This window comes from Flavobacteriales bacterium (genome assembly GCA_020635395.1).
Lineage (GTDB): Bacteria > Bacteroidota > Bacteroidia > NS11-12g > UBA9320 > UBA987.
On record JACJZV010000001.1, the window covers coordinates 43227 to 56906 of the forward strand.

11 protein-coding genes are annotated in these 13680 nt (G+C 38.1%); 6 read left to right on the plus strand and 5 right to left on the minus strand.

All coding sequences use genetic code 11. The features are described from left to right. Positions 1–90: 90 nt before the first annotated feature. The 4 genes from H6607_00170 to H6607_00185 all read right to left on the minus strand — a co-directional run bounded on the left by H6607_00170 (position 91) and on the right by H6607_00185 (position 4597). Positions 91–1293: a TlpA family protein disulfide reductase gene (locus H6607_00170; GenBank protein MCB9260780.1), complete on the minus strand. Its 1203-nt coding sequence runs from the start codon at positions 1291–1293 to the stop codon at positions 91–93. After that, positions 1280–2038 (minus strand): hypothetical protein, encoded by a 759-nt coding sequence (locus H6607_00175; protein MCB9260781.1) that lies wholly within the window; start codon positions 2036–2038, stop codon positions 1280–1282. Before H6607_00175 ends, H6607_00170 begins: the two co-directional genes overlap by 14 nt. Before the next feature lie 434 nt (positions 2039–2472). After that, positions 2473–3465: a DUF4349 domain-containing protein gene (locus H6607_00180; protein ID MCB9260782.1), complete on the minus strand. Its 993-nt coding sequence runs from the start codon at positions 3463–3465 to the stop codon at positions 2473–2475. A 268-nt stretch (positions 3466–3733) separates the two neighbouring features. Then, positions 3734–4597 (minus strand): ABC transporter substrate-binding protein, encoded by an 864-nt coding sequence (locus tag H6607_00185; protein ID MCB9260783.1) that lies wholly within the window; start codon positions 4595–4597, stop codon positions 3734–3736. 194 nt (positions 4598–4791) lie between these two features. Here H6607_00185 and H6607_00190 point away from each other — a divergent pair, with 194 nt between their 5' ends. Genes H6607_00190 through H6607_00205 form a run of 4 tightly spaced genes read left to right on the plus strand, consistent with a single transcriptional unit; the run spans position 4792 to position 8470 of the window. Next, complete coding sequence (locus H6607_00190) at positions 4792–5811, plus strand: homocysteine S-methyltransferase family protein (protein MCB9260784.1); 1020 nt, start codon at positions 4792–4794, stop codon at positions 5809–5811. A 3-nt stretch (positions 5812–5814) separates the two neighbouring features. Then, positions 5815–6957 carry an N-acetyl-alpha-D-glucosaminyl L-malate synthase BshA gene (gene bshA, locus H6607_00195; GenBank protein MCB9260785.1) on the plus strand — a complete coding sequence of 381 codons (1143 nt, stop codon included), beginning with the start codon at positions 5815–5817 and terminating at the stop codon, positions 6955–6957. Continuing rightward, positions 6954–7697 (plus strand): DUF4271 domain-containing protein, encoded by a 744-nt coding sequence (locus H6607_00200; GenBank protein MCB9260786.1) that lies wholly within the window; start codon positions 6954–6956, stop codon positions 7695–7697. The genes bshA and H6607_00200 overlap by 4 nt, the downstream gene beginning before the upstream one ends. A 23-nt stretch (positions 7698–7720) precedes the next feature. Then, positions 7721–8470: a uroporphyrinogen-III synthase gene (locus tag H6607_00205; GenBank protein ID MCB9260787.1), complete on the plus strand. Its 750-nt coding sequence runs from the start codon at positions 7721–7723 to the stop codon at positions 8468–8470. Here the strand turns inward: H6607_00205 and H6607_00210 are convergent. Further along, positions 8454–9656 carry a methyltransferase domain-containing protein gene (locus H6607_00210; GenBank protein ID MCB9260788.1) on the minus strand — a complete coding sequence of 401 codons (1203 nt, stop codon included), beginning with the start codon at positions 9654–9656 and terminating at the stop codon, positions 8454–8456. The genes H6607_00205 and H6607_00210 overlap by 17 nt on opposite strands. 529 nt (positions 9657–10185) lie before the next feature. Between H6607_00210 and H6607_00215 the strand changes: the two genes are divergently transcribed. Together H6607_00215 and H6607_00220 are read left to right on the plus strand one after the other, a co-directional pair. After that, on the plus strand, positions 10186–10860 hold the full coding sequence (locus tag H6607_00215) for a hypothetical protein (protein MCB9260789.1): 675 nt from the start codon (positions 10186–10188) through the stop codon (positions 10858–10860). Positions 10861–10974: 114 nt separating this feature from the next. Next, positions 10975–13680: a T9SS type A sorting domain-containing protein gene (locus tag H6607_00220; GenBank protein MCB9260790.1), complete on the plus strand. Its 2706-nt coding sequence runs from the start codon at positions 10975–10977 to the stop codon at positions 13678–13680.

Here is a 13680-nt window from a genome sequence, read left to right on the forward strand (position 1 = left end):
ACAGGTTTTCAAAACCTGTCAGGTCTGGATTTGATAAACACCCCTTCAAGGGTTTCTAACTTGTGAAGGATGTTTATTTTCATATAATCTTTATTTCATCAATTTAGAATCAATGATGGAATCAAGCATTTGAATAGATTTTTCTCCATAACCAACATTGACATACTCAATAGTTCCACCTTTTCCAACAAGAAAAAAAGTCGGATAACCATCAACGCCATAATGCTCTTGTGGGAGTTTTTCATCAACAAAAACAATTGGATAAATTAATCGGTGTTTGTCTAAAAATTTAGGAAACTTCTTTTGGTCGTTTGGGTCTCCATTATATGGGTTAACGCCCCAAACCGTTAAACCCTTGTCTTTATATTTGTCAGATACATCGCTTAAATGTGGAATTGCCATAATGCATGGATAGCAGCTCATATACCAAAAATCAAGCAACACATAGCCTTCTTTGACTTTGTCAGATAGCCTCACGGGTGTGCTGTCGGGATAAACATAACCCCAAAAATCAGGTGCTTTTTCGCCAACGGTGAGCAAAGGTTTTTTCTCTTTTTCAGATGGTTTTTGGTAGTCGGTAAGCGGGTAGTTTTTTGTTAAAAGTTGAAATTCATCTGCTAATCCATTTGATGAAATTTGGTCGAATTTTAGGTTAGTAAATTTCCACGAATCGTATTGAAAACCACCAAACAGATTGGCACGAAAAGTAAAATATACAGGATTGAATTGACTGTCGAACAAAAAAGTGGATACAATATCCGTAACTGGTGCTTGATCTTTTTGATGAATGGTTAGAAGAAAAAAAGAAACGTTATCAATTGAGGTATCACTCAAATACATTTCTGCAACATTATCGTCAATCAAATCGGCAAATTTCTTTTTACCTAAAAAATAGTTTACATATCCGCGGTTTATACGATGCTCTATTCTTGAAATATTTCCTTCTGGATATCGGGTAACCTTTTGAGAAGAGTGATTGACAGAAAACAGATTGCTAAAATTGTAATACAAGGCCATCGAATCACCATATTTTAATAAAATGGTGGCTCCCAAAAGCGTGTCGGATTTGGCCGAAACGAATGCATACTGACTATTTTCTGAGGTTGTATCATCATCCGAACAATACTTGATTTTATACTGCAAATCATACGAAAATGAATGATGTGAGCCAAGCACCGAATCAATCGCTGACAAAAAGTTGGTAATCTCGTTTGGAGTGGTCTTTTTTGGATTTTGCAACCCCAACAAAAAAAGAAAGGCAATAAAAAATAAGAAGGGTTTAATCTTGTTCATTTTCGGGTTTAAAAAGTTTCAAATATAAGTTTAACTTGGCATCAAAATCAGGGGCTTCTTTGGGCAATTCAATGTTTGAAAGCTCCCAACTTTCGTATTGGAGTTCTCCAAAGGAAACCAGTTGCTTTTCGTATTTGTAGGCAATTCCAGATTGAGTATTTACATAAACTGATTCATCGAAATTTTTGAGTAAAGGTCTGTTGTTGGGCAGCCCCAAAGAAATCTTTTGAGTAATGAAGCTGTCGGTTTCAAAGATCTTATGTTTAACCGAATATTTACCACTTATCATTTTATCGTAAAATGCTTTCTTGTTAATTGCGAAAAAACCAATGATCGCCAAAAAGTCAGAACTGCTAGAAAAATAATAACCTATACTATCAGAATTGATATACTTGTAAGTCAAATTTGACCTATTAAAGAAATAGGCCGAATAATTAGTATAATAAAATTCTAACGGGGTTTGCTTGTCAATAACGTTGACCCAAATCGTAGCTCCAAATAAAGTATCTTCATTGTTTTTATGAATAAAAATTTCCATGGGGTATTCTTCTGTATCCGAATCATCGAGATATTTCATTCTATAGGTAAGTGCGGCTTTTAATACAGAAACAGAATCAGGGATATTTTGGGTGTACGAATAATCTTTTTCTTGCAGGTGATTTTGTTGGATACCTTGTTTTCTAGTAAAACATCCTAAGTTGGAAAGACTAAACAGTAACAAAAGTCCAAGTAAAAAAGGTTTCATGTACAAAAATGTGTTTTAAAATAGGTGTCTCAAGAATAAGAACCTGAAACACCCAAAGGTAGGTAGTTTATCTAAAAGTAAAGTACCAGACCTGACAGGTTTTCAAAACCTGTCAGGTCTGGGTTTGATAAACACCCCTTCAAGGGTTTCAAACTCTTGAAGTGATGGTATTCGTACAATCAGAAAAAATCAAACCTTTTGCGATTCTTTCTGTTTAAAACTTTTTAAAAAAAATGGAACAAAAAATACGGAGAGAGAAGCAAATGCTCCAAAGAGAATAGAACTCCAAATTTGCCTGTCGATGCTATAAAAAATGGCAGATTGTAGAATCCAAAGTGGGAAATAGATGATAAGGCTTTTATAAAATTGTTTCATAAACATAATTTTCCTTTTAAGACCTAACAGGTTTTGAAAACCTGTCAGGTCTTAAAAAACTACCTCTTAAAAATAAACCATTTCCTTTTGTAGGAGATCAAAGTGAGAATGAGCAATACGGTAATTGGCCAAATATGCACAAAAAACAAAATGATGTTGGTGACAATATTCCAACCGCTTTGAAATGCATTTGCTAAATTGCCCCAAAAAGTAGGAGCGGTGCTAATGGGCGAGCTACTGTCCAAAGGTTGATATAGATACACAGTAATGGTGCTTTTTGACACGCGGTCTTCCAAAAATTTAAGCCGCCCTTCTTTCGATTCTATTTCTTCTCTAATAACTCGGATTTGGTCTTCTACCTGCAAAATTTCTTTAATGGTTTTGGCTTGCCTTAAAATGGTCAAATAGCGTTGTTCTACTTCTTTTTTGGTTTTGATACGGGTTATTAGGTCATAATATTCTTCGCCCACATCAGTGGCACTGATGCGTTTATAATCTATACGTTTAAAACCTTTTCCTTCCGATAAGGCATCCATCAGTGGATAGAAATTGGCATTTGGCACCCGAACGGTTATTTCGTTCGAAATGCGGTTGGTTTCTGTCCGCTCGTTTTCATGAAAAATCTCGGCACCATATTTTCTGAAAATATCTTTAAAGCCATGCTTTTCCCTTTCGTAGTCGTTAAGTTCAAAACCTATTTCGCCTGTTTTAATTATTTTATCGTTGGTTTGGTTAAGCTTTTGTTCAACAGGTTTTTGCTGGTTGGGGTCTGGTTCGGTAGTCGCAACATCATTATTTTCATTACCAGAGGCAGCATTGGCAAAATAGTTTTTGCTTACATATGTCACACTACCATCTTCGCCAACTTCTTCTACTGTTTCTTCCATATCCATGGTGGTTTTGGCTTCTTCGGGGTTGTATGCACTTGAGCTCCAACTGCTACCAACTGCTGCGGTTTCTTCTGATGCTACGTCTAAATTTTCAGATTTTTCGCCCTTATTGCAGGCCACAAAAACAAAAACGAGTACAATTAAATAAGCGATTGATTTCATAAAATTATTTTTTAAAAGTGTTGGTGTCATTTCTCAAACGGAAAAATGGTAAACGAAAATATGGAAACAAATTGATTAAAGCAGCAACTTGTTGGGCGTATCCTTTTTTATTATTCCTACTTTCTCGCTAAAACCAAAACAATCGGTAAGAGTAAGTCATTGATGGTATCTATCGTAAGTCGTCACCCGAAAGCTATCGGGTCTGAGGGCTTGCCCTATGAATCTCAAAGCAACCAATCAACTAATATTCAAGTCAACTAATCAACGCTTAATAAACCACGCATCTGCCCCAGCATAAGTCTTCGGCAGCAATTTTTTTGTCGATAATGCGAGTTTCAACAAGTGTATTCACCACATTGTTGAGCATTTTTTTTGATATGTAAACATCCTGTTCCCACTCGGTTTTGTTAAACCAACTGTGGGTATCGTCGCGGCTCAGGCCATATTTTGCCGATACAATCTGCTCCGCATTTTCATCAATCATAAAGTGGCGGCTCATTTTCCGGATAACCCAAAGCAAATTCCAAACGGTGTCTGGATTTTTTAACAGAATTTCCTGTCGTGCGGCAATAACAAAACATGGCCAAGGGGTCACGGTTTCGCCTATTCTTCTAATCTTTCCGGCATCAACCGTCGGTTTTGTGGTAAATTTTTCCCAAAGAAATAAATCGGCTTTGCCATTGTTTAAGGCATCAATGGCATTGTCAAAATTGGCAACTTCCACAAATTGTTCATCCTTCAGTTGTATGCCTCGGTTTTTTGCTTCAACGCAAGCCATTAGGTGTGAGCCACTTCCTTTTCGGCTGATAGCAAATCGCAGATTTTCATAAGAAGTTTCGTTTGAAACGGCCGAGTTGTTTCCGGTATGAATGCCCCAAATAAGCGGAGATTTGATGTATTTCTGAACAATCATTGATGGATTTCCGGCAGCAATATCGGCCACAATGCCTTCGGTAAGCACTACCGCCAAATCAATTTCGCCTGTACGAAGCTTGCGACACATCTCGCCAGTTCCGCCCGGCATATCATGCCATACGGCATCAATGCCAATGTTAGACAAACTTTTGCTTTCTATGGCCAAATGCCAAGGATAATTGAAATGCTCAGGAACGCCTCCAATGTTAATTTTCATTTGTTCTTATTTATGTTTTTTAAAACAAACCAATTGAATAATGCCTCAAAAATTCGCTGTCTGCCTTCTGTGTCGGCATAGATTATTCAACCTTGAATTTTTCAGATAACAAAAATGAACTTTTTTATCAGAAGTTTTGGATTGCCACAAAATTATTCCCACCCATAGAGGCTCGGAATCCCTATTTTTGCACTATGTTGACAAGAGCCTATTTTAATGAGTTGCTGACCGAGCGAATTTTGTTTTTGGATGGAGCCATGGGAACCATGATTCAGCGGTATAAATTAGCTGAAGAAGATTATAGAGGGAGTAGATTTGCCGATTTTGAACATTCTGTAAAAGGCAATAACGACTTGCTTTGTATTACGAAACCCGAAGTGGTTAGAGAAATTCATAAAAAGTTTTTGGATGCCGGAGCCGATATTTTAGAAACCAATACCTTTAATGCCAATGCCATTTCAATGGCGGATTATCACATGGAAAATTTGGTATATGAAATGAATGTGGCCGGAGCAAAAATTGCCAAGGAGTTGGCAATAGAATATACCAATAGAAACCCGGAAAAACCTCGATTTGTTGCCGGTTCTATGGGGCCTACCACAAAGTTGGCATCTTTATCACCCGATGTTACAAACCCGGGATATAGAGCTGTGACTTTTGAGGAATTGGTAAACACCTATACCGAACAGGCCAAAGGTTTGATAGATGGTGGAGCAGATTTGCTTTTAATTGAAACCATCACGGATACACTTAATTGTAAGGCGGCCATTTATGCAATTTTAGAGTTGGAAGAAACATTGGGTTTTGAGATACCGATGATGATTTCGGGCACCATTACAGATAATAGTGGAAGAACTCTCAGTGGGCAAACGGTGGAGGCATTTTACAACTCAGTGGCTCACGCCAAACCAGTATCTATTGGCCTCAATTGTGCGTTGGGAGCAGAGTTGATGCGGCCATTTTTGACCGATTTGAGTCGGGTGGCCGAATGTCCGGTATCTGCCCACCCCAATGCCGGATTGCCAAATGAAATGGGCGAATACGACGAAAGCCCTGAATATATGAGCAAAGTGGTTGGCAACTTTGCGGCTGCCGGTTTGGTAAACATTTTGGGGGGGTGTTGCGGAACAACTCCTGAGCATATTGCAGCCATTGTGGAGGCATCAAAAAACATCCAACCCCGAAATTTGTTACAACTGCAAACGCTTGAATAAACAATGAATGTTGGTGTAATCTGTTATCCAACCTATGGTGGTAGTGGTGTGGTAGCCACAGAGTTGGGCAAGTCAATGGCGGCAAAAGGCCACGTCATTCATTTCATTAGCTACGACCAACCTGCAAGATTGGATTTTTTTAGTGAAAATTTGTTTTACCACGAGGTGAACGTTAGCGACTATCCGCTGTTTAAATACCCGCCATACGAAATTGCCCTTACCAGCAAAATTGTAGAAATTGTGTTGTCGGCAAAACTGGATATTTTGCATGTGCACTATGCCATACCCCATGCGGCTGCGGCGGTTATGGCCAAATATATTTTAAAAGAAAAAGGTATTAACATACCCATAATAACTACGTTGCACGGAACCGATATAACCCTGGTTGGTAAAGATGCAACATACGAACCTGTAATCGATTATGCCCTCAATCAGAGTGATGGGGTAACGGCAGTTTCACAAAGCCTTAAAAGTGATACAAATGCTTATTTTCATATAACACAAGATATAGAAGTGATTCCAAACTTCGTAGATATGAAGCGGTTTAGCAAAAAACCCAAAGAGCATTTCAAAAAAGCAATTGCCCCCAATTCTGAGAGAATCATTGTTCACACCTCCAATTTTAGAAAGGTGAAAAGAGTGGACGATGTGATGAGGGTTTATAAAAAAATTCAAGAAAAAATCCCGTCAAAATTGTTGATGGTGGGAGATGGGCCTGAGCGGGTACGACTGGAAAGAGAGTGCCGAGAAAGCAATATTTGTGACCAAGTGAGTTTTTTGGGCAAGCAAGATGCGGTGGAAGAAATTTTATCTATTGCTGATTTGTTTTTGATGCCCTCAGAAACAGAAAGTTTTGGACTTGCGGCATTGGAGGCAATGGCATGCGAGGTACCCGTTATATCTACCAACACCGGTGGCCAACCTGAAGTAAATATTGATGGTGTCACGGGTTACACTACCAATGTGGGCGACATTGAGTTGATGGCCGAAAAGGCACTGTATATTCTAAATTCTGATGACGTATTAAGAAAGTTTAAAGACAATGCGGTGGCTCATGCCAAAACATACGATATTCATAGCATTTGCCCATTATATGAGCAGTATTATGAAAAAATAATTAACCGTGTAAAAATGAAAATGGCATGAGCAAACGCTTATTAGCTGTTCTTTTTATTATTGGGCTGCAACATTCAGCGGTGTTCTCAAAGGATGATATAGAACCTGTTTTAAGAAATAACAATGCTCAACTTTGGGTATTTGTCGTATCTATACTTATTCTCATAATAATTGGAATAATTAAACTTACGCAACCCACAAGGCACATACTGGCATTAAGAAGTGGTTTTTTGACCCCTGAAAATGAGTATGAGTTTTTGACTCGAGAAAATGGAGTAAGTCTTGTTTTTTTGCTTCAAGTATTACTCAGTTGCCTCATTTTGGGGTTAAGCGTTTATATGTTTTTGCCATTTGATCATACTTTTACTTTTGGTCATCCGGCAACAGGGTTTGGTCTTGCAGTGGTGTTTTTGCTGATGGTTTACTCAATCAAATATTTTATACATTACATTGTGGGCATAGTGCTGCAAACCGAACATTTAGGAAGCCTAATGCTGTTTTCTTTCGGAAATTTGATGTATGCCTACACCATTGCCGTTTTTCCGCTTGTGGTAGTGTGGTATTTCGTTCCTGACCAATCAATAAAGAGCATTATTCGGATGGTTTTTATTGGAGCATTTGTGCTTTTTCTTATGTGGAGATTGGCCAAAAGCATACTAATCTATGGTCAAATGTTTCCATTCAGCAAGATTTACTTATTTCTATATCTTTGCACCCTCGAAATCGTACCACTCCTTTTATTGGGCAAAATACTTGTTCAAACAGGATGAAAGTTTCGAGCAAAAAGTAGAGAATGTTGAAAGTAAAGAGTATTTTGGTATCGCAACCCGATCCGGGAGATAAAAAAACGGCATATCATATTTTGGCCGAAAAGTATAAGCTCAAGCTTGATTTTAGACCCTTTATACAAGTAGAACCCGTGCCGGGCAAAGAGTTGAGAAAAAACCGAATCAACATTCTTGACCACTCGGCCATTATACTTACCTCGAAAAATGCCGTTGACAATTTTTTTAGATGTGCAGAAGAGTTGAGGGTTGATTTGCCAATTACCATGAAATATTTTTGTGCAAACGAAGGAATTTCGTTGTACACCCAAAAATATATCCAACTTAGAAAACGTAAAATGTTTTTTGGCAAAGGCCGTGATCCGGAGTTTTTAAAACTACTAAAAACCCATAGCAAAGAGAATTTTCTGTTTCCCTGTTCCAACATTAGAAGTGAGCTAATTCCCAGTTTTTTGACAGAAAATAAAATAAATTTCAAAGAAGCTGTGATGTATAACACGGTAAATGCAGACCTTAGTGATTTGGAAAATGTTTTCTACGACATTATTGTTTTCTTTAGCCCTGCCGATATAAAATCTTTGTTCGACAATTTTCCTAATTTTAAACAAAACAAAACAAGAATTGCCGGCTGGGGCGAAACCACCAATCAAGCAATTGAAGAGGCCAAATTAGTAAATGATATTCCGGCACCAACTCCAGTTAGTCCATCCATGACTGCGGCTATTGAAGAATACATCAAAACTATTCCAAATCAATAGGTTTTGCATAATAGCAAACAGGGTTTTCTGCCTGATTTTTACTGAAAAACAAAAAATTCTTGCCACCTTCAGGAATTTGTAGGCGTTTTCTAATGCTCGCCACATCTTCAAAAAAATGCCTTTGAGCAATATTGAGGGCTTTTATTTTCTCTTTTTTGATAAATGACTTTATTTCTTTCCACGAAAAAACAAACGTGTGCAATATTTCAAAAGCTCGGCACTGCCCCGGGATAGAATCAAAACTATCAGAAAAAAAATAGAGGCCGTTTTGTGCCAAGAAACCAAATGAATGGTGCATAGCAAAGTTGGCGGCCAAACCAGATTTTATAATGGCTTTTGATGGCTCAATCAGGTATTTTCCGGCATCAGAATATTTCATTTTTGATGTAGAAGCTGTTTTAGAATACATACTCGTTTGTTCCTTTTGTATATCAACGGCTATTATTTCTGCATCGCCCAAGAAATTGTTTTTGGCACATATTAGCAGCTCCTTTACCTCGTTTTTTACAGCCACCACATATATAGTTTTCACCCATTTTAGCTGATTTAAAATCATAGAAATATCAAGCATTGGGCTTACCTTAATTAACAAGATTTCTGAAAAAGGCCAAAGTGTATCCTGAAAAATAGTCATATCAGGGCTGTAATCTTGCAGGCTGTATTCTCTTTTCTGCATGCCTTCGGGTCGTCGGTCGGGGTCGATGTATATTAAATCATAAGTTTCTGACAATTCATAATTTTCGCAGTTTTCGTTGACAAATTCGATATTGGATGCACCCAACTTATTGGCGTTATATTTGGCATATTCAAATGTTTCTGTATGTGCTTCAAGCGAAACAACTTGTTCAAAGCGTCTGGAGAAAAAATAGGAATCAACACCAAGGCCACAGGTCATATCCAGCATTTTTTTTCCTGCAAAAAGGCTTGCTTTAAACCGGGCAGTTTCTTCGCTGCTGCATTGTTCATAATTTTTGGCATTCATAGCACACCTTTTCAAAATCCAAAGCGGCAATTTGTGCTGAGCTTTTTTATACAATTGCAACAATTGTGTAACTTTTGAGATGTCAAAATCGACCCTTTGGCGATAGTTTAACGCCAAAAATTCAGGGTTTTCAGAACCGTGAAGACTAATAAATTCTTGAACAATCTCGTCTTCAAGTAATGCTATTAATTCGTTTCTTTGCACAATAATTTGCAATCTTACATTGTTGAACTTAAAAAGGCGTTCACATTAAAAGGAAAAGTATGAAAAAGTTGTTGAGTTTGTTTGGTTTGATGATTGTTTTGGCATTAGTTTCAACTTCATGCGGTGGTAGAAAAGAAGCCTGCCCAACGGGTTTCGGAAAAGTAGAAAATTCAAATCCGCAGCACTCATAATGGGCTTTGCCCAAATGGGGGTTATCACACGTTTTAATTTTATTTGCCGATACACTTATCGGGAAATGAGGTAAATTCTATTCTTGGTCTGTTTCCATTTTAGCATAATTTCTTCTTCAAGGTATTGGCCATATTGCCGTTTGTTCGAGATAAAATTTTCAAACAAATAGCTTTAAAAAGAAGGTTTTGCATTTACTCCAACAGCAAAAAAGGCTTTACAAAAGCAGCGTTTTGTTTGTTGAAGTGTTTATCGTTTTGAAATATGACTTCAAATAGTTAGATTTACCACTGATTTTAGATAAACAATCGCTTTGAGAATAATCTATTCTTTGATTTTTGTGTTCGTTAGTTTCGGCGTTAGATCTGCCGATAACCCGCGTTTATGGGATATGGGCTTGCATATAAATACCAATGGATTTGGGCTTGGCAGCACCCTGCGATTGTCAGAAAACAGAATGATAGATGTTGATTTTTCATCATTCAAACATCAGCGAGAATCAAAAGTGGTAAATCATAATTTTGAAAATAAGCTACCTTTTGTTTTTGGCAAACTTTATCATACCGGAAATTTTAGGATAACGTATGGAGTTTCAAAAAATCTGATTCAAAAACAAAATCAAGGCGATGTTACAGTAGATTTGAGAATGTCAGCGGGATTAGCGATAGCCACACTGCGGCCTGTTTATTTAAGATTGGCAGAGTTTGACGGCGACAAGGATGTCTATCACATAGTAAAATATACACCAGAAAATGTGCCATCAACATCCGATGTGGTTGGATATGCCCACTCCGGATATGGGTGGGATGAGATAAATTATAAGCCGGGCTTAACATCAAAAACCGGAATTGCCTTAACTTGGCAAAATCCGGCTACACTGGCCAGAAGCATTGGAGTTGGCACAAACGTTAATTATTTTCCTAAAGGGTTAAATATTATGGCTTTCGAACCAACTCAATACCTTTTTGTTTCGGGTTATATCGAATTCAAATTGGTTTTCAATTCAAGAAATTAAAAACCATTTGCCAACCGCTGGTTTCCATTGGTAAATTGAACTTGTCAAAAAGGGAAGAAAATATAATTTTGCACACTGATAGTAGTTTTGATTAAAAACTGTAGAATAGAGGATATGAAAAAGAATATATACAAAGCATTTTTTGGAACTGGAGTTTTGGCTGCCGGTTTGGTGGCATGGCATTTTGCACCATCTTCTAAAATGACTTATCAGCCTAAGGATGGAGAAAAAACAGCCGAAAGTTTTGAAGGTGCTGCAGAATATTTGAACAGCCTGAGGGCAAATCAAATAACAGGAATTGTTGACCCTGAGATTGTAAACGGTGTTAAACAACAAGTAATTGCATTTGAAAGCAAATTTGGTAAAGCTAAATTTCCATTTTCATGGAGATTTGCAGGTCCTGATAACGTTGGGGGCAGAACCCGTGCTTTATTAGTTGATAGAAATAACAGTAGCATATTGTTTGCAGGAGGAGTAAATGGTGGTATTTTTAAATCAACCAACAAAGGAGCATCTTGGTATGCGGTTGACGACCAAATGATAGACATGGCAATTTCTTCAATTTGTCAAACTCCTAATGGCACTATCTATGTTGGAACCGGTGAAGCTTTTACCACTGGTTTTTCGGGAGAAGAATCTGGTTCACCTGGTTTTTCGGGCGGAGGAATCTATAAAAGCACCGATGGGGGAACTACTTTTGCCAAAATTGCTTCCACCTCAGGATATTCATACGTAAACAAAGTGTTTTCTCACCCTACCAAAAACATAGTTTTTGCAGCCACATCGAATGGATTAAGAGCTTCTGATGAAAGTGATGATACTAAATGGAACGTGGTATTGAGCGGGGTTGTAACAGACATAGTTTTGGATAAAAATGGAAATGCTTTGGCCGTATCAGGGCCAAAGGTTTATCGTTCTACCGACCCTACAACCAATGGCTCATATACAGCAGTGACAGGTTTGCCTTTAAGCGGAATTAGTAGAATGGTGGTTGCCCATGCACCTTCAGATCCCAATTATGCCTACGTTGTAGTTACCGGTATTATTTCTATAAATGGGCCGAGAGGAGTAATTAATGTTGGTAGCGGTTTAAAAGGTGTTTACCAGTCAAAAGATAACGGTCAAAACTTTGAACAGATTATTGGTCAAGGTTCCACTTTTTTCGATCCATGGACGCATCTTAGCTTAGGTTTTTCGCAAGGTTCTTATGATTTGTGTTTGGCAGTTCATCCATTCGACAGAGAGCATATATACATGGGTGGTGTCGATTTCGCAGAATGGACTCCCAACAAAGGACCTTATGTTGTGGGCAATACAAACGACCATAAAGCAAACCCATTTGGCATTCATGCAGATAAACATTTGATTGTTTTTGATACAGTTTCTAAGCCTGCAATTATGTACATTACAAGTGATGGTGGTATTTCGAGAACTACCACCTCCACATTTGATAGATATACAACCTTGTATAACGGCTATTCTGCTACTCAATATTACGGTATTGCTGCCGGTAGAAATGGGTTGATAATTGGTGGTTCTCAAGATAACAACACCGTAGTAATCAATGGTAGAGGAAATACTCCACAAAGTGCTATTGAAGTTTTAGGAGGTGATGGTTTTCAATGTGAGGTTTCTATGATTAATCCTGACGTTGTTTTTGGTGAAAGCCAAAACACAGGTATGGCAAGATCATTTAATGCCGGTGGAAACATGTCGCCAATTTGGGATGAGCGAATCAAAGAAGAGTGTGTAGATGTTAGATCAGACGGAACGGTAGTTCAGGCAAGTAACATTTTTAACAGTCCAATGGCTTTATGGGAGAGACTTTCTGACTCGGCCAGCAAATTGTATATTGGTATGAATGATGCCGTATGGATGGCTCTCAATGCAAGCACTGCCCCAAGCCCAATTTGGTATAAAGTCGCAGCTTTAAGTTTTCCACCTGCCAATTTTGAGATTGTTCCTGATGGAGGCTCTCTATTTTTATCAGGAAGAACCTCAAATACATTGTATCGTATCGATGGTTTTAACAGAGAAGTTGAGTGGGATACGGCAATTATTGGAGCTACTGATATTTCGGATAGTTTAGAATTGGTTAGCATCTTCGGAACTGGTTTGCCATCAGGCAGATCGGTAACTGATATTGAAGTAGATCAAAGCAATCCAAACAGAGTAATTGTAACATTGGGTAACTACGGCAATACTGCCTTTGTATATGTTACGGAAAATGCCATGGATGCAAGTCCAGTTTGGAGAAATATCACTGGAGGTTTACCAGGATTTCCGGTGTATGATGCCGAGATTAGTGTTGACAACAACAATGTAATCATTCTTGGAACAGAATATGGCATTTATTATACACAAAATGGAAATGCCACCAACCCAACTTGGACCTTTAACAAAGACAGTATGCCACGAGTAGCTGTTTTCCAAATAAGACAAGTAGAGGAGAAAGTATTTAAAAATGGAAGCCGAACAGGGGCAATGCTCTATGCCGGAACGCACGGTCGTGGTATTTGGAAAAGCAGCTCGGCTTTAACAAAAGTGAATTCGATATCTCGGGAAGCAACGTTAAGTTTGTTAGCATACCCAAATCCGGCAACAGACGCAGTAACAGTAAAAATGGCACTTCGTTCAAACGATGCGTTGACCATCGAAGTTATGAGCATGACCGGGCAGATAATGATGAGCAAAAAGATGAATGCCACTGGTACCCAAGCTGTGATTGATTTGGATGTTTCTTCACTTCGGTCAGGAAATTATATAATCAGTGTTAAAGGCTCAAATCATACTGCGGCCACCAAATTCATTAAACAATAA